26 protein-coding genes and 2 pseudogenes are annotated in these 22,403 nt (G+C 40.0%); 14 read left to right on the top strand and 14 right to left on the bottom strand.

The features are described from left to right. Window positions 1-6 precede the first annotated feature (6 nt). The 5 genes from RMY32_RS06170 to RMY32_RS06150 all read left to right on the top strand — a co-directional run bounded on the left by RMY32_RS06170 (window position 7) and on the right by RMY32_RS06150 (window position 5,926). Complete coding sequence (locus RMY32_RS06170; RefSeq protein ID WP_322713263.1) at window positions 7-243, top strand: hypothetical protein; 237 nt, start codon at window positions 7-9, stop codon at window positions 241-243. A gap of 523 nt (window positions 244-766) precedes the next feature. Further along, window positions 767-1,012, top strand: a complete 246-nt coding sequence (psaC, locus tag RMY32_RS06165) for a photosystem I iron-sulfur center protein PsaC (RefSeq protein WP_012411495.1) — start codon at window positions 767-769, stop codon at window positions 1,010-1,012. Between the two features lie 530 nt (window positions 1,013-1,542). Continuing rightward, window positions 1,543-3,414, top strand: a complete 1,872-nt coding sequence (glmS, locus tag RMY32_RS06160; RefSeq protein ID WP_322713262.1) for a glutamine--fructose-6-phosphate transaminase (isomerizing) — start codon at window positions 1,543-1,545, stop codon at window positions 3,412-3,414. A gap of 379 nt (window positions 3,415-3,793) precedes the next feature. Further along, window positions 3,794-5,596, top strand: coding sequence for a DUF262 domain-containing HNH endonuclease family protein (locus RMY32_RS06155; RefSeq protein ID WP_322713261.1), 1,803 nt, complete (start codon window positions 3,794-3,796; stop codon window positions 5,594-5,596). A 66-nt stretch (window positions 5,597-5,662) separates the two neighbouring features. Continuing rightward, window positions 5,663-5,926, top strand: a complete 264-nt coding sequence (locus tag RMY32_RS06150; protein ID WP_322713260.1) for a type I-MYXAN CRISPR-associated protein Cas6/Cmx6 — start codon at window positions 5,663-5,665, stop codon at window positions 5,924-5,926. 183 nt (window positions 5,927-6,109) lie between these two features. Here RMY32_RS06150 and metX read toward each other — a convergent pair whose 3' ends face one another. From metX to RMY32_RS06135, 3 genes are all read right to left on the bottom strand, one after another. Next, window positions 6,110-7,171, bottom strand: a complete 1,062-nt coding sequence (metX, locus tag RMY32_RS06145) for a homoserine O-acetyltransferase (RefSeq protein ID WP_322713259.1) — start codon at window positions 7,169-7,171, stop codon at window positions 6,110-6,112. 66 nt (window positions 7,172-7,237) lie between these two features. Further along, window positions 7,238-7,378, bottom strand: a complete 141-nt coding sequence (locus RMY32_RS06140) for a hypothetical protein (RefSeq protein ID WP_322713258.1) — start codon at window positions 7,376-7,378, stop codon at window positions 7,238-7,240. 10 nt (window positions 7,379-7,388) lie between these two features. After that, window positions 7,389-8,693 (bottom strand): O-acetylhomoserine aminocarboxypropyltransferase/cysteine synthase, encoded by a 1,305-nt coding sequence (locus RMY32_RS06135; RefSeq protein WP_322713257.1) that lies wholly within the window; start codon window positions 8,691-8,693, stop codon window positions 7,389-7,391. Between the two features lie 204 nt (window positions 8,694-8,897). Here RMY32_RS06135 and RMY32_RS06130 point away from each other — a divergent pair, with 204 nt between their 5' ends. From RMY32_RS06130 to RMY32_RS06110, 5 genes are all read left to right on the top strand, one after another. Continuing rightward, window positions 8,898-9,794 carry an AraC family transcriptional regulator gene (locus RMY32_RS06130; RefSeq protein ID WP_322713256.1) on the top strand — a complete coding sequence of 299 codons (897 nt, stop codon included), beginning with the start codon at window positions 8,898-8,900 and terminating at the stop codon, window positions 9,792-9,794. 109 nt (window positions 9,795-9,903) lie between these two features. Next, window positions 9,904-11,268 carry a cytochrome P450 gene (locus tag RMY32_RS06125; RefSeq protein ID WP_322713255.1) on the top strand — a complete coding sequence of 455 codons (1,365 nt, stop codon included), beginning with the start codon at window positions 9,904-9,906 and terminating at the stop codon, window positions 11,266-11,268. Window positions 11,269-11,675: 407 nt separating this feature from the next. Continuing rightward, on the top strand, window positions 11,676-12,422 hold the full coding sequence (locus RMY32_RS06120) for a hypothetical protein (protein WP_322713254.1): 747 nt from the start codon (window positions 11,676-11,678) through the stop codon (window positions 12,420-12,422). Between the two features lie 50 nt (window positions 12,423-12,472). Then, a complete protein-coding gene (locus tag RMY32_RS06115; protein ID WP_322713253.1) occupies window positions 12,473-13,138 on the top strand; it encodes a hypothetical protein in 666 nt (221 codons plus the stop codon). After that, entirely contained in the window at window positions 13,122-13,562 is a 441-nt protein-coding gene (locus RMY32_RS06110; RefSeq protein ID WP_322713252.1) for a hypothetical protein, read from the top strand. The genes RMY32_RS06115 and RMY32_RS06110 overlap by 17 nt, the downstream gene beginning before the upstream one ends. 85 nt (window positions 13,563-13,647) lie before the next feature. Here the strand turns inward: RMY32_RS06110 and RMY32_RS06105 are convergent, their stop codons facing one another. Together RMY32_RS06105 and RMY32_RS06100 are read right to left on the bottom strand one after the other, a co-directional pair. Next, window positions 13,648-13,878 carry a GNAT family N-acetyltransferase gene (locus RMY32_RS06105; protein ID WP_322713287.1) on the bottom strand — a complete coding sequence of 77 codons (231 nt, stop codon included), beginning with the start codon at window positions 13,876-13,878 and terminating at the stop codon, window positions 13,648-13,650. Between the two features lie 6 nt (window positions 13,879-13,884). Then, window positions 13,885-14,013, bottom strand: coding sequence for a hypothetical protein (locus tag RMY32_RS06100; protein ID WP_322713251.1), 129 nt, complete (start codon window positions 14,011-14,013; stop codon window positions 13,885-13,887). Window positions 14,014-14,103: 90 nt separating this feature from the next. Between RMY32_RS06100 and RMY32_RS06095 the strand changes: the two are divergent. Further along, window positions 14,104-14,434, top strand: a pseudogene (locus RMY32_RS06095) (IS1634 family transposase); the annotation flags it as partial. Here RMY32_RS06095 and RMY32_RS06090 read toward each other — a convergent pair. From RMY32_RS06090 to RMY32_RS06070, 5 genes are all read right to left on the bottom strand, one after another. Beyond that, entirely contained in the window at window positions 14,331-14,612 is a 282-nt protein-coding gene (locus tag RMY32_RS06090; protein WP_322713289.1) for a hypothetical protein, read from the bottom strand. The pseudogene RMY32_RS06095 and the gene RMY32_RS06090 overlap by 104 nt on opposite strands. 70 nt (window positions 14,613-14,682) lie before the next feature. Next, window positions 14,683-15,381 carry a glutathione binding-like protein gene (locus tag RMY32_RS06085; protein ID WP_322713250.1) on the bottom strand — a complete coding sequence of 233 codons (699 nt, stop codon included), beginning with the start codon at window positions 15,379-15,381 and terminating at the stop codon, window positions 14,683-14,685. Between the two features lie 65 nt (window positions 15,382-15,446). Beyond that, a complete protein-coding gene (locus RMY32_RS06080) occupies window positions 15,447-16,223 on the bottom strand; it encodes a class I SAM-dependent methyltransferase (RefSeq protein ID WP_322713249.1) in 777 nt (258 codons plus the stop codon). Between the two features lie 486 nt (window positions 16,224-16,709). After that, complete coding sequence (locus RMY32_RS06075; protein ID WP_322694273.1) at window positions 16,710-17,009, bottom strand: ferredoxin; 300 nt, start codon at window positions 17,007-17,009, stop codon at window positions 16,710-16,712. Between the two features lie 109 nt (window positions 17,010-17,118). After that, on the bottom strand, window positions 17,119-17,967 hold the full coding sequence (locus RMY32_RS06070) for a uroporphyrinogen-III synthase (protein WP_322713248.1): 849 nt from the start codon (window positions 17,965-17,967) through the stop codon (window positions 17,119-17,121). A gap of 309 nt (window positions 17,968-18,276) precedes the next feature. Between RMY32_RS06070 and RMY32_RS06065 the strand changes: the two genes are divergently transcribed. Continuing rightward, the gene (locus RMY32_RS06065) at window positions 18,277-19,188 is read left to right on the top strand and encodes a S1C family serine protease (RefSeq protein ID WP_322713247.1); all 912 of its coding nucleotides are present in this window, start codon (window positions 18,277-18,279) and stop codon (window positions 19,186-19,188) included. Between the two features lie 118 nt (window positions 19,189-19,306). On the opposite strand, the gene RMY32_RS06060 is transcribed toward RMY32_RS06065, so the two are convergent. Then, window positions 19,307-19,552 (bottom strand): hypothetical protein, encoded by a 246-nt coding sequence (locus RMY32_RS06060; protein WP_322713246.1) that lies wholly within the window; start codon window positions 19,550-19,552, stop codon window positions 19,307-19,309. Between the two features lie 106 nt (window positions 19,553-19,658). Between RMY32_RS06060 and RMY32_RS06055 the strand changes: the two genes are divergently transcribed. Next, complete coding sequence (locus RMY32_RS06055; protein ID WP_322713245.1) at window positions 19,659-20,495, top strand: S1C family serine protease; 837 nt, start codon at window positions 19,659-19,661, stop codon at window positions 20,493-20,495. Continuing rightward, complete coding sequence (locus RMY32_RS06050; protein ID WP_322713244.1) at window positions 20,492-21,124, top strand: response regulator transcription factor; 633 nt, start codon at window positions 20,492-20,494, stop codon at window positions 21,122-21,124. Before RMY32_RS06055 ends, RMY32_RS06050 begins: the two co-directional genes overlap by 4 nt. A gap of 121 nt (window positions 21,125-21,245) precedes the next feature. On the opposite strand, the pseudogene RMY32_RS06045 reads toward RMY32_RS06050, so the two are convergent. The 3 genes and pseudogenes from RMY32_RS06045 to RMY32_RS06035 form a co-directional block, all read right to left on the bottom strand. Further along, a pseudogene (locus tag RMY32_RS06045) lies at window positions 21,246-21,530 on the bottom strand (transposase); the annotation flags it as partial. Continuing rightward, on the bottom strand, window positions 21,506-21,745 hold the full coding sequence (locus tag RMY32_RS06040; protein ID WP_409882354.1) for a hypothetical protein: 240 nt from the start codon (window positions 21,743-21,745) through the stop codon (window positions 21,506-21,508). The gene RMY32_RS06040 and the pseudogene RMY32_RS06045, both read right to left, overlap by 25 nt. Window positions 21,746-21,860: 115 nt before the next feature. After that, window positions 21,861-22,025, bottom strand: a complete 165-nt coding sequence (locus tag RMY32_RS06035; protein ID WP_409882352.1) for a hypothetical protein — start codon at window positions 22,023-22,025, stop codon at window positions 21,861-21,863. Window positions 22,026-22,403: the final 378 nt, after the last annotated feature.

Genomic DNA, 22,403 nt, shown 5'->3' with positions numbered 1-22,403 from the left:
ATTAAAATGATCTCACCTAATTTACTAGAAATTGAGCGCTCTATCCTTGCCTTGTCTGTGGAAGAACAACTTTGGTTGTTAGAAAGTATTGTTCGGAAAATTCGAGAAAATGAGTATGTAAAAGATAGTTTTACTGACACTAAAAATCTAGATGAACAACTGCAATTTACTGCTATTGAGCCAAGTATTCAAACACAAATTACTGCTATAAATGATGAGTTTGCAATTTCTGAAATTCTCTAATATATAGGAATATCAATCATGAAATTGCCCGACTTAAAAAGTTAAATATACAATTTATCAGTGAGCGATCGCCAAAAAATTGCTGAGTGCGATCGCAGTCTCGAAATTAATCATTTACATCGCACTCAGCAGTTTTATTCAGTAATGAAAACAAGTTTTTGCGTAATCTAGATTGCCAACCTATTTTCGTTTACACGGAGATGTGGCGATCGCAAAATCAAATTATTAACCAAAATCCCCATAGTTAAAATTATGGAGATGTCCCTATTTGCTTTTAATTTTGTTTAATCTATCTTTACGATTCAACCTGATTATGGTATATAACTGTGGGAAATACGCTCTGATGATGTTGCTGATTATCAGTCAATAGGGACAATCTCGCAAAAGCAAATTTTAACGGTGCTTATTACATTGTTTAAAGTTATGTAGCCTTTTGATTACGGCCTATCAACCACTGCGGTAGACTATGCGTTGATTATGATTCTTTCGCAGAGAAGAACACTCGAAAGGAGCCGTTTTTTCAATGTCTCATACCGTAAAAATCTACGATACCTGCATTGGCTGCACCCAATGCGTCCGCGCTTGCCCTACTGATGTACTTGAGATGGTTCCTTGGGATGGCTGTAAAGCTGCTCAAATTGCCTCTTCACCCCGTACAGAAGACTGCGTGGGCTGTAAGCGTTGCGAAACTGCTTGTCCCACCGACTTTTTGAGCATCCGGGTTTACCTGGGCGCTGAAACAACTCGCAGTATGGGTCTAGCTTACTAAAAAGCTGAGTGCTGAGTGCCCAGTGCTGAGTGCTGAGACAAAAAGAAGTAAATCAGAAACACAATTTCTTGATTCTTCACTCGGAACTCGGAACTCGGAACTCAGCACTCAAGACTTTTAATTGTCTCAATAGCAAGCACCTTTACGATCGTAGAGTGGACACTGCCCGCCTTACGAAATCGCAATTTTAGATTGGGGATATAATCTCTGGGTATCTAAATCCTAGAAGTTGTATTTGTACCGTCAGGTCAAAAGCTGACGGCGAATCCGCTGTAAAAAAACCTAAAATCCATAACAATTCCTAGTAGTCTGTCAACCTAAAAATGTTAGGTGGAGGTTGGGTAAAGGTTAAAGGGACTCATGGTAAGGGATAAAAAACCTTTCCCCCTTACCCTTTTCCCCGCTTGCGTTGCCAAAGCGTACTACTAGTGGTAGAGGGAGTATTTTACTCCCTTTTTCTTTGCAAAACGTCCACTTTATGCTACCTACTATACTGGATTTAATCATCCTGAAAAAAAGTGGTGTGAAGAATGTGCGGAATTGTTGGATATATAGGCACTCAAGCGGCGACAGACATTTTACTAGCTGGACTGGAGAAACTCGAGTACAGGGGCTACGATTCGGCTGGAATCGCCACTGTTTGGGAAGGTGAGGTAAATTGTGTGCGGGCAAAGGGTAAACTCCATAACCTGCGTTTTAAATTGGAACAAATAGAAACCCCTGCCCCAATTGGTATTGGTCATACACGTTGGGCAACTCATGGCAAACCAGAAGAGTATAATGCCCATCCCCATTTGGATACGGCAAAACGAGTGGCGGTGGTGCAAAATGGCATTATTGAAAACTACCGCGAGTTACGCGAGGAACTCAAAGCTAAAGGACACGAATTTCGTTCTGAAACCGATACCGAAGTCATTCCCCATCTAATAGCCGAGCTTTTAAAGAATCTTCCCCCTTCATCTCCCTTCATCGACGCAGTTCGCCAAGCCGTTAACCATTTGCGTGGAGCGTTTGCACTTGCAGTTATTTCTGCTGATTTCCCCGATGAATTGATTGTTGTTCGCCAACAAGCACCTTTAGTAATTGGTTTTGGTCAAGGGGAGTTATTTTGTGCCTCTGACACACCTGCGATCGTTGCTTACACCCGTGCAGTGCTACCTCTGGAAAATGGCGAAATTGCCCGCCTCACACCTTTGGGCGTTGAGATTTACAATTTTGCTGGCGACAGGTTGAAAAAACAACCCCGGCTGCTCAACTTCAATCCTGCAATGGTAGAAAAGCAGGGATTTAAACACTTCATGCTCAAAGAAATTCATGAGCAACCAGGAGTAGTAAGAGCTAGTTTAGACGCATACTTCAATCCAGCCGAATCTACCGAATCCCCAATCAATCTTAGTTTACCTGCGGATTTATACACCGATTTAGAACAAATTCAGATCCTCGCCTGTGGTACCAGTTGGCACGCAGCATTAATCGGAAAATATTTACTCGAACAACTAGCAGGAATTTCCACTCAAGTACATTATGCTTCTGAGTATCGCTATGCACCATCACCCGTGACGGCTAACACCTTAATCGTTGGTGTTACCCAATCAGGTGAAACAGCCGATACCCTAGCAGCTTTGACGATGGAAAAAGAACGTCGCCAAGGGAAAGAACCCAAATATCAAGCGCGACTACTGGGGATTACTAATCGCCCCGAAAGTAGCCTTGGTCATCTGGTACCGCATATTATCAGTACCCTAGCGGGAATTGAAATTGGGGTAGCAGCGACAAAAACTTTTACCGCCCAATTGATGGCATTTTATGCTTTGGCATTGGATTTAGCAGCTCGTCGTCAGACAGTTTCAAAAGATACATTAGATCAAATTATTAATGGGTTGCGGCAGATTCCCAAAGAAATTGAAGCAACTTTAGAAAGTCAGGAAAGTTTAACCGAACAGCTAGCCCACGAATTTGCTGAAACTAAAGATTTCATTTTTGTGGGTAGAGGAATTAACTTTCCCATTGCTTTAGAAGGGGCATTGAAATTAAAAGAAATCAGCTATATTCATGCCGAAGGGTATCCGGCTGGAGAAATGAAACATGGCCCAATCGCACTTTTAGATGCGAAAGTACCAGTAGTTGCGATCGCCATCCCTGGTAGTGTATACGAAAAAGTTATTTCAAATGCCCAAGAAGCCAAAGCTAGAGATTCTCGGTTAATTGGTGTTACCCCCGTCAACGATGGCGAAGCTGCGGAAATCTTTAACGATCTTCTTCCCATCTCTCATGTTGAAGAGTTACTTTCTCCAATTCTGACAGTTGTTCCTTTGCAATTATTAGCTTATCATATTGCCGCCCGTCGCGGTTTAGATGTCGATCAGCCTCGTAATTTAGCTAAAAGTGTCACTGTTGAATGATTTATACTATTAAAGCAGTAATTATACTGTAGTGAATTTACATGATATTATTGCTGGATAGTTAAATCTTAGCACATCCAGCAATTTTTTTTGAAGTGATATCTGGCACAAGAGGCTATATGTCTATACAATCACAAAATGATTGACGTTGGGCTTTAACCTTGAATAAATCGATTTTTATACTAAAGCGATGCTAAAAACAAACTTATGGTTATTAGAGGAGTAACACTTAGTGGTAAGTGGTCAGAAAAAACAGAACATAAAAAACGGCAATAGGGTGACTTTAGATTTTAAGCAACCCATTTGGGCATCTGCCGATAAGCTAAGGAGTCATATCGACGCCGCAGAGTTTATAACATTTTACAATAGTAGGTAATTTATGAATCAACAAACAATTAAATCCTTAGATTTAACCATTGACAAATTATTTGATGATTTTTACAGTATACCACCTTATCAAAGAGAGTATGTTTGGGAAGAAAAGCAAGTAGAACAACTTTTGTATGATGTATATAAAGAATTTCCTCCCCTTGAATTTCGTCATAAATCAGATGATTATTTTATTGGTAGCATTGTTGTTTGCCCTAGTTCTGATGGCACTAACAATCTTTATGAAGTAATTGATGGACAACAACGAATTACTACTGCTCACATTTTCTCTTGTGTTGTTAAAAACTATCTTGTAAAGTTAGAAAATCATGCTGCTGTTGATAGCATAAAAACTCAGATATACGGGATAGATACAGATTCTAATGGTTTTGATGTACCTCTATACAAAGTAGCACTTCAGTATGAAGATAGTAGCAAAGTTTTAGACAAGTTTGCAGATGATAATTTTGATTTAGAGCAGATAGTTGATAATACTAAATCTGCCCAGAATCTGGTCAATGCTTATGGAATAGTTTACAACTTTATTTCCAATGAGTTTGGGCAAAATGAAAGTGAATTAAGGAGATTTTACTTACATTTTACGAAGAAAGTCAAACTTGTACGTGTTGAAACAGCAGATGTTAATCATGCATTACGAGTTTTTGAAACTCTTAATGATAGGGGTGTTGGTTTAAATCCTATGGATTTATTAAAGAACCTTATGTTTAAACAAGCGAATATAGAGAATTTTGAAAATATTAATACTCAATGGAAAGAACTAAATGATGCAATACAATCAGCTAATGAAAAACCTTTTAGTTTTCTACGTTACTTTATTTTTTCAAATTTTGATGTTAAGCGTGATGATGTACAAGAAGAAAAAGTTTATGAATGGTTTTTGAATAATAATTTAGTGTGTCAATATACGGAAAAACCAATTGAATTTGTAGAAAAGCTACGTAAATCTGCTAACGCATATGCTTCTTTTATTAAAGGAAAAAATACAGATGGTACAAATAATCGTTATTTAGCCAACATTAAACATTTAACTCCTAATTCTAGACAACATATGAGTTTATTATTAACAGGTCTTGAATTACCAAAAGAATTATTTATAGAATTATGTCGACAACTCGAAAATACACTTTTTGCTCTTATTATTACTGGGAAAAAACTGAATGAGTTAGAACGCACTTTTATAGAATGGTCTAGTGAAATCCGCAAAGTAAAAAATGCTGATACCTTACATCAGTTTGTAAATCAGTACATTTTACCCATTAAAAAGGATCTTAGACAAAAGTTTGAAGAAATATTCCTTAGTTTACAAGAAAAAGATTTGCCAAAATATCGATTAAAGTATATGTTGGCAAAATTTAGTCAGTATATTAATGAAAAAGCATTTGGTAGTGAAGAAAATTGGATAAATTTAAATACATTCATTCAGAATAAAATAGAAATAGAACACATTTTACCTCAAAAACCTGAGCAAGCTATTGTTGATGATTTTGATAAGCCAAATGAAATAACAAAATATATATCTAGACTAGGTAATCTGACTTTATTAGAAAAGACCATAAACGCCTCCATTGGTAGGGGCACTTATTCCGAAAAAAAGGCTGCTTATTCGCAGTCTGTTTTCTTGTTAACTAGGTCAATAACAGAGAAGCCTATACTTGGAAATAATACAGCTATTAATCGAGCAGTTCAAGACCTTAAGGAATTTACAATTTGGAATTCTCAAGCTATTGAAGAGCGTCAGAAAATGCTCACTTATTTGGCAAAACAGGTTTGGGATATGGATCAAGCAGTTTAATAAGTCGCTTTAGAGTCAGCTACATTGGAATCTGCTTTTGAAGACATTGTGGCTTCTAAATAAAGAATGGTTATTGCGATCGCTGATTTTAAATCCCAAGTTCACGACATAAATACATTAAATATTCACACTATTGCAGGTATTCTCAGCGAAAATGGTCAGATTCATCTGACTGATAATTCTAGGCTTCAAATTCGCCTACCAGTGGACAAAATAAGTCTAATCTATCCTTTAGCAGGTAAGTCCCTGAAAATTGGCAAGTATACAATTCGCTTGGGGATTCCTGAAATTTATTTGCTTGAGCCTGCTGAGTACGCCAATTTTTATTAGTACATAAATACTATTAAGTAGCGATCGCGCTGTGCCAGTTGCGTAAGTCCTGACAAAGAAAGAAAAAACGGCGTTGCAGAGAAAGCGGGATGATTTTGCCAGTTTTGTAGGATGGGCCGAAAAGCCCGTCCCTTGTATTTCAGAACGCTCGTGTCGCCCACCCTACAAGAATCATCCCTTGATTCAGCAACGCCGAAAAGAGATCAGCAGTTCATTCAATGCAGCCATATCAATTAAAAATGCATCATGTCCGTGGGTTGAATTCAGCCACGCCAGTTGAGCATTAGGGATTAAATTTGCCAATTCTTGCTGTTCTATTGGAGGATAGAGGATATCAGAATCAATTGCAACAACTAAAGTTGGTTGCTGGATGCTTTGGAGAATAGATTCATAATCTGACAAATCAGGACTGGTGCGATCGCGTGCAATATCGTGGCGATCCATTGCATGGGTGAGAGTGATGTAAGTGTTGGCATCAAATCGTTCTGTTAGCTTTTGACCCTGATGCTGTAAGTAACTGGTTATAGTAAACTGCTCAGATGCATCATACTCGCGTCCAAAGCGGTTTGTAAAACTATTCCAAGAACGGTAAGTAGACATTGCCATCATCCGCGCTACTGCTAGTCCTTGGTTTGGCGGCGCATCCAGAGTGTACTTCCCTCCTTGCCAGTTTGGATCGGCATAAATTGCCTGTCTTTGGGCTTCACTTAATCCAATACACCAAGCTGAATGTCTGCCAGAAACAGCAATGGGTGCGATCGCTTTCACCTTTTCTGGATATAACAACGCCCACTCCAATGCTTGCATTCCACCGAGCGAGCCACCAATTACTAACCGCAGAGATTGAACACCCAGGTATTCTAATAGCGCAACTTGCAGGCAAACCATATCTCGGATTGTAATTTTAGGGAAGAATACGCCATAAGGGTTTCCCGTTTTGGGGTTGACAGTAGTTGGCCCAGTTGTGCCGTAACAACTTCCCAAAATGTTGCTGCATACAATAAAGTCGCGTTCTGGATTGAAGGCTTTCTCTGAACCAAATAAAGGTTCCCACCAATCATCAGCATCAGCCGAACCAGTTAAGGCATGACAAATCAGTACCCCATTATCGCCTTGAGCATTTAACTGTCCCCAGGTGCGATAAGCAACCTGAACCCCAATTAATGTTGCGCCGCCTTCTAATTGAAATGGTATTGTTAGCTGGTAAAACTGGGTTTGCGGTGAGATGAAGTCTGAGTAGATCATAGGGCGGGGAGTTAGAAGTTGGAAGTTAGGAGTTAGGAGTTAAGAGTTAGAAGTGGAGGAGAAGAATTAATAACCAATGCCCTGTGTCCAATGCCCAATGACGGCAGTTGACGGCAGTTGCTCCACTTGGGGAGATCCCTGCGTACCCGTCACTGCCTCCCCAATGCCCAATGCCCAATACCCAATGCCCAATGCCCCATGCCCCATTCCCCATTTATTAACTCTTAACTTGCTCGAATGCTTGCTCAAAATCTTCTTTGATGTCGTCGATATGTTCAATTCCCACTGATACTCGCACCAAATCGGGTGTCACACCTGCTGAAAGCTGTTCGTCATTACTTAGCTGTTGATGGGTTGTAGAAGCGGGATGAATAACAAGGGTTTTCGCATCACCAACATTTGCTAAATGACTTGCTAATTTCACATGATTAATAAAAGCTTTACCCGCTTCTAGTCCACCTTTGATACCAAAGTTTAAAACTCCCCCAAAACCATGCCGAAGATATTTTTTTGCTCGTTCATGATAAGGGTGATTGGGAAGTCCGGGATAATTAACCCAAGATACTTGCTCTTGCTGTTCTAACCACTGAGCCAATTCTAGGGCATTGCTCGCATGACGATCTACACGCAAAGAGAGAGTTTCTAATCCTTGTAGTAACAGAAAGGCGTTAAATGGACTCAAGGACGGGCCAAAATCTCGTAACCCCTCGACTCTAGCGCGAATAATAAAGGCAATGTTACCAAATGTTCCACTAGGCCCAAACACTTCTTGAAAATTTAGCCCACGATAGCCGGGTGCTGGCTCAGTAAATAGAGAAAATTTGCCGTTACCCCAATCAAATTTACCCGAATCGACAATTACACCACCAATGGAAGTACCATGCCCACCAATCCATTTAGTTGCAGATTCTACTACTATGTCTGCACCATGCTCGATTGGTCGAGCTAAATAACCACCAGCACCGAAGGTATTATCCACAATTAAAGGAATGCCGTTTTCGTGGGCAATGTGAGCTAAAGCGGCAAAGTCGGGAATATTGAATTGAGGATTGCCAATGGTTTCAACGTATAAGGCTTTGGTGCGATCGTCGATCGCTTGACGAAAACTTTCTGGGTCATCTCCCTCAACAAACTTGACTTTAATACCTAATCGTGGTAAAGAAACTTTAAACTGGTTATATGTCCCACCATACAGAAAACTAGTGGAAACAATATTATCCCCAGTCTGAGCGATGGTACTGATTGCCAAGAATTGCGCCGCCTGACCACTAGCGGTTGCTAATGCTGCTACACCCCCTTCTAACGCAGCAATCCGCTTTTCAAATACATCCGTCGTCGGGTTCATGATGCGGGTGTAAATGTTACCAAATTCCTGGAGAGCAAATAACCGCGCTCCGTGGTCGGTGTCGTCAAAAACGTAGGAAGTTGTTTGGTAAATCGGTACAGCACGAGCATTAGTTCCAGGAGCCGGCTCTTGTCCAGCATGAACTTGCAGGGTTTCAAAACGATATTGTTCTGACATAAGCAGTTATTTGAGTTTCCAATTATACAAACAATTAACAATAATTGAGCCTTATTTTGGATGAATCAACGCTAATTTGGAAGGCTTACCGTATTTTACCTGTTTGCACCCAGGATTCCTCATCTCTAGCACAACAAGTTAGAAAATAGAAAACGGGAATTGACACCTCTTAATTTATATTTAGAAAAAAGCGTGTGAGTCGTCATGCAAATAGACCAGCCTTTTAGAATTAATGCTGCTCAACCAGACAAACTAAAACAATTTCTTCCCAAACCTTTAATTATTTCCAGCCCAGTTGCAGGTTGCAATAGTTTTTATTTTGCCTATCATCGTCAGTCAAACTATCAACTTCCTGAGACATCGCCGTTTCAGCATATTGTTACTATTTATACTAAAGAATTTGAGGCAAAATTAAAAATTAACGGACACTGGCAAAGTAAATCCTATGCAACAACCGATGTGGGGATTTTTCCTGCTCACCAAATTTCTCCAGCAGTACAATTTGAACAGGAATTAGGGTTTATTCACCTTGGTTTTGAACCAACGATGATTACTCGTGTTGCTTACGAATCAGTAAATCCTGATGCAGTTGAAATTGTACAACAGCTGCAAACTCACGATCCATTGATTCAACAAATTGGACTGACACTCAAGCAAGAAATAGAAACTAGTGGATTTGATAGTTCCCTGTATATGGAATCAGCAGCAAATCTGCTGGCGGTGCATTTATTGAAACGTTATTCAACACATAAATTTATCATTCGAGAATACACAGGTGGATTACCAAAACATAAATTAAAAGAAGCGATCGCTTATATCAATGATAATTTAGACCAAAATTTATCTCTAGCAGAAATTGCGGCGATCGCACAGATAAGTCCGCATTATTTTGCTAGCTTGTTTAAGCAATCAATGGGAATAGCACCTCATCAATATGTCATCCAATGCCGAGTTGAAAAAGCAAAGTATTTACTTGCAAAGCGAGAATTATCAGTTATGCAAGTCTCCCAATTGGTAGGATTTCAAAGTCAAAATCATTTCACCAAGGTTTTTCGCAAATATATCGGCATCACTCCTCAAGCATTTAAAAAGCTACACTGAATTTTTCGGAAGATAACGCTAGTTTTCGGAAGATTGCGTGAGACAGCACGATATTGTTAAAGCTAGACTTAATAGTTATCACCACACTTTGAATCTGTAGTCAAAAAAAATGACACAACTAAAACCAGCCCAGGAAATGCCCGGTAGCTTTGGGCTACCCATTTTAGGTGAAACTCTCCGATTATTTGCTACCCAAGGATGGGGACTGGCGAAGAACTATGAACGTTACGGGCCTGTTTTTAAAACCAGCATTTTAGGAAAGAAATATGCCGTTTTGGTAGGGGTGGAAGCAAATCGACTAATTTTGCAAGAAAAAGCTGATTATGTATCTTCCTACTTAGGATGGAAAGTGGCTATGGAGCATATTTTTGGGCGACCTATGATGCTTCAAGATGGTGAAGAACATCGCCGGACTCGTCGTTTAATGGCTCCAGCCTTTCATAGTAAAGCCATTGCTAATTATTTTGACATCATGCAAACTGAAGTTAACAAGTGCCTAGAAAATTGGGTGCAAAACAGTCCAATTTCTATCAAGAATGAATTTAATCAGTTAGCATTGCGAATTGGAATTCGGCTATTATTAGGTGTTCGACTACAAAGCGAAGTTGAGCAAGTCGAACAGTTGTATAATACTTTGACGCAGGGAGCATTGGCGCTATTACGGTTAGATATACCATTCACAAAATATGGTCGTTCTCAAAATGCTCGTCGTCAGTTGAAAGCTTTTTTAGAAAAAATTATCAGCGAACGCAAACTTCAAGGCAACTTAGAAGAGTCTTGTGATGTATTAGGATTGTTTTTGGCAGCATTAGATGAAGACGGAAATGCTTTAGCCCAGTCACAGATCGTAGACGAACTGATACACTTATTAAATGCAGCGCACTTCACTACTGCGACATCTTTAACGTGGGCAATGGTTGAATTAGCAGCGCGTCCGCAATGGCGCGATCGACTCCGCCAAGAACTTAGAGAAGTTGTCAAAGATGAACCTTTAAACTTGGGACACCTCAAGCAACTTAATCAAATGACTTATTTTTTCAAAGAAATAGAACGACTTTACAATCCCGCAGGTGTAGTGCTGTTTCGGGGAGTTGTAAAAGAAATTGAATACGCAGGTTATCGTATTCCTCCCGGTTGGGTGGTGATTGTTGCTCAAGGGTTAACGCATCGCATGAGCGAGATTTATACTAACCCAGAAAGTTTCGATCCAGAACGCTTTGCCCCTCCCCGCGAAGAAGATAAAAAAGACTCCTTTGCTTTAATTGGTTTTGGTGGTGGCGAACATACATGCATTGGAATAGAGTTTGCCAAGATGGAAATGAAGATTTTTTTGGCAACGTTGCTGCAACGATATGATTGGAAAGTGACACCAGAATATCAACCTAACAACTATTATCAACTACCGTTTCAAGTAGAAGGAAAATTACAGGCGCAAGTTACGTCGCTTTGCTCCGAATTCAAAATTCAAAATTAAAAATTAATAATCCCCACAATAAATTTAGTTGCTCTGTCTCATAAATCTGTTTCGGTCAGCAACCTCTTGTACAAAATACATCTCTGAAAGAGATTTATAATTACCGTGCATATTATTGGTGTTATTAAAGTATAAATTTTATCCAGTGTTAATGATGTTCTAAAAACTAAAAATAAATAAAGGTTTATTAAAAAAATCTTATTTATTAATCAAATCTATAATAAAAAGCAATCAATCTTTATATTGACTATAATATATTATATAGAGTAAGAGGTATTTTTTTAAAAGCTTATCTTTATCAGATAGGGTAAAAATGTAATGCATATACATTTCAGTGTGGCAAAGTACACTACCATTGCTACATATTATTTGTGCTTCAAGTATTTTTGGTAAGAATGGGATAATTTATGGATTTTAAAATTCCTGAGCAATATAAGTCTGGTATTGAATTTATTTTAAACACTAATGACGATGCTATTGATGTAATTATATCAGCTTTACGAGATTTTCCTCCGACCGTCGAAAACGTTGTATATAAAATTTCTGAAAGAATAGTTCAAATACAAAAAATTGATAGGCATACTGCTCTAAGTCTTGTTGTTACTTTAGTATCTTTAAGGCAATTATACAAAGAAGAAAACTTGTCTAATGAAGCTATTGTGGCTTTAGTCAATAAATCTATAGAACAAGACGCTGATTTTGCTGAGTTTTTTTCACTTAAAACAGAGCAGATAGAACGTTTTAAACGGAGGTTATCTAGCCTATTAAAAGCTTTAGAAAATATTGGTTTCTCCTTAGACATTTCGGATAAAGCCTCTGATTTACTGATTGAATATGAGCGAATATTTTCAGACTCAAGGATTGTTACTGACATAAGACCTGTATTTGACTCAGAAACTGAGAGAAAAGTAGAAGCTGCTATCTTAATTCATACGCTTAAAATTCAGTATAAAGATGCAGAGGGAACTAAAGAATTTTATGTAGCTCTTGACTCAGATGATTTAGATAATTTGCATGAACAAATAGTTATTGCAATAGACAATAGAGATGCTCTTGGATCTGTTTTAAAAAAAGCAGAAATAGAGTGTATAAATCCTGTACTAGAAATTGAAGCGTTAGAAAATATAGAAGATAACAATGAACAACAAGATTGATTCAAACATATAAATATCAAAAACTTCCAATCAACAATTAGGCTAGGAATATGTTGGTATCAGAAAAAGCGAAAGATAAAACAAACTCTTGGAATCAAAAACTAAGTAATAAAAAATTAAGCAAATATTCATATTCTCTTAAGTTTCGCCTACCTTGTGTTTTCCCTGCGCCAATTAAAGAAAATTACAGTAGTTTAAATTTACTCAAAGATAATAACTTCAATAGTGATTTGAGTAATCAAATTAAAACTGAAATAAGTAAAGCATGGTCATTGAGAACCAAAAACTGGAAACAAGAGGTTTTTACTTGGAGAGAAGAAAAATCGTTGTGTATTTTTTCTGAACAATCCCTACTGCAAAAAAGTAAACCTCGGAAAGCGAAGCAAACAACAAACCGTCCGTCAAGTTATCTATCAAGGCAAGCAGAACTAAAAGACACTTTCATTAAGCTTGCTAATCAATGGCGTAGCGAAACCAAGCATATGTCTTTAATGAGTGATATGATTTTACACACTGCATATCAACAAATAATAGGCATGGGGACAGATGCAGTGCCTTTAATTCTTGAAGAACTAAGCAGAGAGCCGGAACACTGGTTTTGGGCATTAAGATCCATCACTGGAGATAATCCTATTAAGCCAGAAGATAGAGGTAGACTCAAAAAAATGGCAGAGGCTTGGTTGGATTGGGGTAGACAGCATGGATACAAATGCTGAACTTGAGGTAGATTGGCCTAATTTAGCCAAGACTACATACCAAATCACAAGTAAATTCACATCTGAATACAATTGCATTGCTTGGGCAATTAACAATGAAGATGACCGTTGGTGGTCTCCTACTCCTGGAGAGGATTATTACTGGCCTGAAGGTGCTCCTAGAGAGCAAACACTACAAGCATTTACTATTGCATTCCAAATTTGCGGTTACGAAATATGCACTAATGCAGAAATTGAAGCTGGATTTGAAAAGATTGCTATATATGTAAAGGAAGACGGTAAGCCCCAGCACATAGCTAAACAGCTAAATGATGGTATGTGGACTAGCAAACTTGGAAAGTATGAAGATATAAAGCACGAACTTGACGGATTGGTTGGTGAAATGTACGGAAACGTGCAACAATTTATGAAACGTGCTTTATAAGATTTTGATGAAATTATTTTGTCTAAGACTTTCCCTTAGTGATTTGATATGATATTTTAATTGACATATCTACAAAGTAAAATGATTACTGTATAAAGTTTTGTTGTTGACAGCTAAAGATAATCATGAATTGGGCAATAACGAAACCCAAACCCATTTTCTGAAACCCAAATTGCAAGATAGTACCCATTGCCTCAGTTATAATACCTTGTCTCCAAAAAGTACTGGCAAGCTCATAACCGACTTCAGCAGCGTGTTCTTGTGGGTTCCAGGTAAACCCACAAGAACCAATCAAAACGTTGTCTTGCTTATGAATAATTCCTCAGCGAATTCCATCTCCTCGCTCAAACCGCTTGGCTCTACGTTCAATGACAGCGATCGCTTCTTTAACCCAGATTCCGCAGGTGCGCTCGTAAATGCTGTATTTTTGAAAATGACCTAAATGCTGCATTTTAGAAGCATGACAGCATCACCATTAGATATCAGGGTACAGGATATTGACCACTGCGGCATAGTCGCAGGCATCTGTGATGAGATGAATAAAGATCCTTTATTTTTTACTTCTAGTGTATTCCTCAATTCTACTGAGCGAGTTGCTGCACGCTTCTATGGTTATGGGTTTGTGCCTACTTGTTTATAGTCTGGGTCAAAGAGCTTTACGTCAAGCCTTAGAACGAGCCAAAAAAACTATTGATAATCAGTTGGGTAAACCAACTTCTACTCCAACCTTACGTTGAGTGTTCCAATGTTTTATGTCAATTCATTTGGTTACTGTCGCCCAAATAAAGCAAATTGCCAACTTAACCCATGAAAGGCAATGGATTCTCCAGTTTTTTGGTGCTCCTTGTCGAAAATATTATCTTCTTTCTTAATTAACCTGCGGAATATGGGTTTAATAGAAGTGAAAGTATCAAGATTGTGAAACTGAGTCACGCTCGGATCGGAGAATACAGCAAAGGTAGCTTCAGCATCCTGTAACGTTGTCTCACGAAGAAGCAGCCTTGCTGTTTCTAATTGAGGAAAAGAAGATAGTAAGAAGCCGTTGCTCATAGTTGCGACTGATGATCTGGGGTTAGAGCTAAATTAGCGATCGCCACCGTGACAAAACTATTCAAAAAGCTCAAGGCTGAATAGTCTTCGCCGACTGGTTAAATAACAAATTTCGTGACTTATCTGGATCGAGCGCTTGAGTTTTCAATGCTTCGGCTTTTTCGTAGGCGCGAATTGTTGCTGGACGCGCTTTTATTGTCTCAAACCAGCGCTTGAGGTGAGGAAAATCTTCTAGGTTTTGACTTTGGAGTTCATGCGGCACAATCCAAGGATAAGCAGCAATATCGGCAATGGAATAATCGCCAGCCACAAATTCTTTATCTGCTAATTGCTTATTCAAAACTGCATATAAGCGTCCCGTCTCATTCACATAGCGTTTAATCGCATATTCAATCTTTTCGGGAGCATAAGTACTAAAGTGATGATTTTGTCCCGCCATTGGCCCTAATCCTGCCATTTGCCAGAACAACCATTCTAAAACTTGAGTGCGATTACGTAAATCTTGAGGGATTAATTTCCCGGTTTTTTCTGCCAAATATAGCAAGATTGCCCCAGACTCAAATACCGAAATTGGCGCACCTCCATCTGCTGGCTCGCGGTCAACGATCGCAGGCATACGATTATTAGGAGAAATCTTTAAAAATTCTGGCTTAAATTGATCCCCAGCCCCAATATTCACAGGAATTATGGTGTATGGTAAGCCGACTTCTTCTAAGAAAATGGTGATTTTATGACCGTTTGGGGTTGTCCAATAATAAAGATCGATCATGGTTATTTTTCCTAAAATTGCGCGATTGTTTTGTAGGTTAATAGTGTGTTACAGATATCTCTTAATTACGAATGAGATTGTGGTGCTTTTGCGATCGTAGCCCAAACTCTGTGGTGAACCTGAAGAATTGGCGTAGGATATTTTGTTTCGAGTAATGTTGCCAATTCCTGGTCAAATACTTCTACCTTTTCTGGTGTCAAACTGGCTCCTACACCAGCACTAGCACGAATTCGTCCCCGCCAAGCTTCGTGTGTATAAGACACAAACATATCGTAAGAAAATGTGCGGATTTCTCGGAATCCTCCTTCGCCAATATCCTGTAACCACACGGGATACAAACCATTACCGCCGCCCAAATTCCACGCGGGATTATGAGCTTGGATCAGCTGTTCCGTTGCGTGAACTACATTACCTTTTAAGGGTATCCAATCAAAATGTGCGATCGCCAGCAAGCCATTTACTTTCAATACGCGAGTAATTTCCTTGACAGCACGCGGACGGTCAAACCAATGCCAACACTGTCCAGCTGTCACTACATCCGCACTGGCGTTTGGTAACTCGGTATTCTCGGCACTTGCAACTCGATAATCTACTTTAAGTTGCATAGATTCGCTTAACAGTCTGGCTTGTTCTAAAAGTGAAGCTGATGGATCTAGGCCAATTACATAAGCACCTCTATCGGCAAACCCCCGCGCTAGTGTTCCTGTTCCTGTACCGAGGTCAACAATATTCTGCCCTGGTAAACCTATACCATATTCAGACAATTTGTTAAATAATGAACTAGGAAACCCAGCCCGGTGTTTTGCATAATCAGTAGCAGTTGCACCAAAATCAATTTTCATACCTACAAAACTATTTTTGTAACAATTGTCTAGGCTAGAAGTTCTCTACCCACAGACGTAGTTCTATTTCCCATGTCCAAGCACTGCGGGGTTGGGGTGAGGGCTGATATTCTATGATTCTGCACCCTAGACAAACTCATCTGTCCCCTTATTTTTCCCCTTTTTACTCCAAGCTTAGTACTCTTCGCCTATTGTGCGCGTAGTTGTTGAATGTCGGCGGTGGAATTGTGGAAGCGGTTGTAGGTTTTAGCTAATCTTTCAGAGAATGCAAATTATCAAAATGTTGCTGCACATTTTATAACCACTTGCGATCGCAGCTTAATTTTCCCACTTTTTTAGGGTAACAGTATACAATAGTGGGCTGCTACCGCCAGCAAGGGAGGCAGAGCAGCCCAATGAGCAGCATTTATTTTCAGCCAGAGATATGAGATTTAAAAAGGGTTGGGGCTGAAGTATGACACCAATGCCCTCAACCCTTACCCGCTCTTAAGCGTTAAGCGCTTCCTCTTGATGGGTTTGGATAGTGCAATCAGAAGTGGCATATGCAACGCAGGTGAGAACCCATCCCGCATCAACTTGATCGTTGTCTAGGAAATTCTGATCGTCTTGGTTAACTGTACCTGAAATCAGTTTGCCAGTGCAGGTAGAGCAAGAACCAGCGTTACAGGAATAGGGCAAGTCCAGCCCGAATTCCTCGTTAGCGATCTCTAGGATATACTCATCATCAGGAACGTCAATTACTTGTTCGCCGTCTGGGGTCTTTAATGTAACTTTGTAAGTTGCCATGTAAAACTTCCTAACTCAATATAAACTCCATTTTCGATACTACGGGTTTATGTGCAGCTAGTCTAGAGTGAAATTTGGTTGATTATTTTACATCTTAAGACGCTTAGTTTTAATCACAAGTAAGAGTAAAAAATGCTGCGATCGCTTCAGAAAATCCCTCGAATGAATTATAATCTCTAGACACAATAGAGACATTCATACCCAACTTTTGTGCATTAGCAGTGGTGTAAGGGCCAAAACACGCAATTACACAGCCCTCATAATCGCTTTGTGAGTTGACCATTGTCAAAAAGCTTTCTACTTCCGCGGTGCTACTAAAGGCAATTACATCAATAATTCCTTCACGCATCAGGTTTAATTCCATACCATAGATAGTTTTATCTAAACCCTGCGTAATATATGTGGGTACGCGAGTTACTTCTATGCCCAATTGTTGCAAATCCGTAATCAAATTGGGTACAACATCAGGTTCAGGCAAATCCACAACTTCTGGAGCCGGGATCAGCACTTTTTTCTCGTGAATTTGCGGAAGTTTCGCTAATTCAGCCACAATTCCGGCTGGGCTAGATTCTGTTGGGATTAAATCCACCTTGCCACAAAAAGACAATAAGCTTTCTGCATCTTTTCCTAATGCACATAAGTGGCATTTTTGTACTACAGATATAGGAATATTCAAATCATTTATCCGCTGAAAAAATGCTGTGATTCCGTTTCGACTTGTGAAGAGAATCCAATCAAATTCGTTTATATCGGCTAAAGCGGCATCTAACTGAGTGTAGTTTGATAAATAGCAGGTTTCGATAGTAGGCATGAAAACAGGTAAACCACCTTTTTTGATGATTTGTTCGGATAACCTATAAGCATAATTTCTCGGTGCTGTTATTAAAATTCTCTTGCCATAGAGAGGTAAGTTTCTCGATGGAGTCAGCAGGTTGATTTGTTTTGATTCGGTGTGCATTTGTTTCTTGAAACAGAATTCAGGAGTCAGGATTCAGAATGAATTCTATACGACGGCTAAATTGAGCGCTCAGTCTAGCCGTCGTAAACTGAATAATATAGCGCAATACAAAAGATGTAGAGACGCGATTCATCGCGTCTTGAAAGACCAATTATCTACACCAATAACCGCAAGAATTCAGCAACGCCAAAAAGCTGATGTAAATCCTAGCCATTTTTCTAGGATGAATTACTCTCCATTTTTCCGATGTCATCTGTGTTGATAAAACGGCACGATATGAACATCTAAAAACGTTTGCACAAAAATCTTATGTCTTCATTACTGGCTTTGTCCAACAGTTTAGCTGACACCGTAGAAGAAGCTGGAAGTGCTGTGGTTGCGGTGAATGGGGGTACACGTGTTTCCCCAAGTGGCATTCATTGGCGTAATGGCATCATTGTTACCTCTGATGAGTGCCTCCAGCGCTATGACGATATCACCATTACCTTATCAAATGGTAGTACTGCACCAGTAACACTCGTCGGTCATGACTCTAGCACCGATATAGCTGTTTTTAAACTAGAAAATGCAGAAATACCTGTGGCCAAAGTTGGTGATGCTAAAACGCTCAAAGTTGGTCATCTTGTGTTAGGACTGGCAAGAGGTAGCGAAGGTGATTTAAGGGCGGCGATGGGTGCAGTGAGTGTGGTTAGCGGTACTTGGCGGAGTATGAGTGGCGGGAATATTGACCAATTTATCCGCCCAGATATCACCCTATACTCTGGGTTTGCAGGCGGGCCGCTCGTAGATGCGGCTGGTTTTGTAGTAGGGATGAATACATCGGGGCGGCGTGGTACTGCTCTGACAATTCCCACTGCTACAGTCGATCGCGTGGTTGACCAATTAGTAGCAAAAGGACGCATTTCTAAGGGCTACTTGGGTGTGGGAATGCAACCTGTACGTTTACCAAAGAATCTGAAAACTGCCCTCAATTTAAGTTCGGCAACTGGGGTAATTGTTGTCAATGTTGAGGCTGCGGGGCCTGCTGACAATGCAGGTATACTGCTTGGCGATGTTTTAGTAACGTTCGATGGCGTAACTGTAGGCGATACAGGTGATGTGTTGGCGCTGCTCAATAGTAGCGATCGCATTGGTAAAGCTGTCAACGTCCAAGTTGTCCGGGGTGGAGTGTTAATTGAGTTAGCGATCGCAGTTGGCGAACGACCTACTAAGGAGGAATAATGCCAATTTGGGATGGGTTAGAGAGACGCGATAAATTGCCGTCTCTACAGGTAATTTATCCATCAATTATTTATTGACAGACTACTAGCTTTGTCAATATTTATCTAAATGTTTTGATTCATTCGACCTTTTTACTCGGACGTTGAGCCTCTGAACTCGGAGGTTGCACCTTTTTGCTCGGAAGTTGCACCTTTTTGCTCGGAGGTTGCACCTTTTTACTCGGACGTTGAGCCTCTGAACTCGGAAGTTGCACCTTTTTGCTCGGACGTTGCATCTTTTTGCTCGGAAGTTGCACCTTTTTGCTCGAACGTTGAGCCTCTGAACTCGGAAGTTGCACCTTTTTGCTCGAATCGTCATTAGTCATTAGTCATTAGTCATTTGTGTTTCTAAAGACAAAGGACAAATGACAAAGGACAAATGACAAAAGACATCACTAGATTCTACTTTCACACGTTCAAAAACTGTATAACATGGCAAACACAACATTAACTAACATCGCTGCTGAATTGACAGAGGTAGCTGCTAAACTACGCCTACGCACTGTCAAAGTAAAAAGCGGCTCTCAGGGAGTCGGTTCTGGTGTCATTTGGCAACCTGACGGACTAATTATCACTAATGCCCATGTAGCAACTAGCAATCGCGCAACTGTGGAATTGGCAGATGGAAGGGTATTTGATGCAGTGCGTACCCAATTCGATCCACAGCAAGATTTAGCAGCTCTGAAAATTGTTGCTACTGATTTAACTGCTGCAACTATCGGCAATTCGGAGGCGCTACGAGTGGGTGAATTAGTCTTAGCGGTGGGTAATCCCTTTGCTGACAGTGGCGCTGTGACAACTGGAATTATTCATGCAAATAATCCACGAGCAGTTATGGCGGATTTGCAGCTGTATCCTGGTAATTCTGGGGGGCCACTTGCCGATTGTCAAGGCCTGGTCGTGGGAATTAATACGATGATTGTTAATGGTTTGGCTGTGGCGGTTCCCAGCAACACCGTTGAGCGTTTTTTACAGGGAAATAGTCGTCCGCAGTTGGGAGTTACACTGCAACCTGTGCTTTTAAGTAGGCGTAGCTTGGGTTTATTGGTGCTGTCAATTTTACCTAACAGTGCGGCAGAAAATGCTGGTATACAAATCGGCGATGTTTTAATTGGAGTTTCGGGGCGATTATTCACTAGCATGAATGACTTAACCAAATATCTCCATGAAAGTAAAGGATCTGTGCCGCTACAAATCCTACGCGGTAGACAGCAATTCGTGATTTATGTTGCCGTGCAGTCTGATAAAACTGCTGTGGAGGCGACATGATCCGAGTGATGGTGGTTGCTACTTCCCCTGTGGTGCGGGCAGGGTTATCAACTGTGGTAACTACCAATCCTCGGTTGACAGTTGTGGGGAGTGCATCCGATTTGGATGTATTGGCGAGTGAAGTTGGGCAATTACAGCCGGATGTGGTGCTGGTAGATTTGAGCGGTAATTTTCAACAAGCGGTGTGGGAAAAATTGCTAATTATTCAAGAACAGCAATACCCATTAGGAATAATCGTCATTGTTGAAGAACTCGACAGCATCGACTTAGAGACGGCGTTACGTTCTGGTATTCGGGGAATATTGCCCAGTACTAGTACAGAGTCAGAAATTGTTGCAGCTGTAGAGGCGATCGCTTTTGGTTTGCTGGTGCTGCACCCGAATGCTGTAGAATTACTGTCTATCCGCGAAAAAGTGGTAACAAATCCCGTACAAAGCTTGACACCACGGGAGATAGAAGTTTTAGGAATGCTTGGCTCCGGGTTGGGAAATAAAGCGATCGCAAAACGTTTGCATATTTCTGAGCATACTGTCAAATTTCATCTTTCATCCATTTTTCAAAAGCTCACTGTCTCTAGCCGCACTGAGGCTGTTGCTGTGGGTGTGCGACTGGGTTTGATTATGCTTTAATTTTTAACGTGAGTTCGACGGTTAGAAAAAGGCAAAAAGCTTGCTAGATATGAGATGCGAGCAACTCGGCAGTAAAGAGCGATCGCCCTCGATTGATTGAGAATTAACATCAGTTAGATAATTAAAAAATGGCAGGAGGCAAAGCAGGTAAATCTTTAGGATAGATGTCAAGTGAAGGTTTTTGAGACAAATAGGTATACGCAGCTAAACCAGCCATCAAGTTGACCAAGAAGTTGAAGACGCTACGATGACGATAATGTTCTATTTGACACAGATTTTTTAGGTGGTTATTAACTGACTCAATTACTGCCCGCTTGCGTAAAAGAATTTTATCAATCATTCTCATCAAGCGGTTTTTCATATTCTTTTTAGACTTGGTAATTAACTGTAACCCTCCCGAGTGTAGCTAACCAAATTAGGAAATGCTTTATGCCAACTAGGAATTACATGCATTGTATAAAATTCTTTGAAAGTCTTATATCCACTGCCATCAAATCCAATGACTATTGTCATCACTTCTGATAAGTGCATTCGGGAAGTGCTGCGGCATTCTCCTGTTGTCGATGGCAATTGTGGTACTTGTTGCCAAAGATTTTCCCATTGCTGACAGAAATCATCCACGTCGCAGAAAATTTGTGTGATATCGAGGCGAGATACAATGGTAGAGATAGCCGAGACACTGATTTTTGTTAGATATTCTTAGTCTCGACTTTTTTTGTGACTTTTTACCGATTCTCTATCCACGATAGCGATCGCCTTTGTAATGCTCAGTTGTCCAAATCCTTACATAGCAAGCTTGTTGCCTTTTTCTAATCGTCGAACTCACGTTAAATAGCTCGTTGCGCTGGATATTCGTAGCGATTTGTTGCTTCACATCGCGTGCTAAATTCCAAAAGGACATACTTGGTTTTAGGGTATGAAATGTAACAGTGGATGAAGCTAATGACCCCATTTGCTCATCACTAATTATTGGTTACGTTAATTAAGAGACTATTTATAAAGTAAATTTTTAGACTACAAGACAACGCAGTATGTATTCGTGAGAAGTTAAGGTCGAGCCTTTTAAAATAATTTGTTCTTTAATAGATAGTTTTGGTTTACGACCTCCTCGTATAACAATAATTTTCACTTTTTTCAATTCTAATACCAAATTAATATGAAGCTGCATAGAATAGAGCTTCCAAGATAAAGTTATAAGAAGAGACAGAAATTACCTGCTCAAATGTGAGTTGGTCGAAGATTTCTTGGATGCGCTCGCGTAAAGCTTGTAAAGAAGAGA

The organism is Nostoc sp. ChiSLP03a (assembly GCF_034531215.2).
GTDB lineage: Bacteria > Cyanobacteriota > Cyanobacteriia > Cyanobacteriales > Nostocaceae > Nostoc.
Note: the sequence above shows the minus strand (reverse complement) of the source record. Positions and strands in the feature narration are given on the sequence as shown.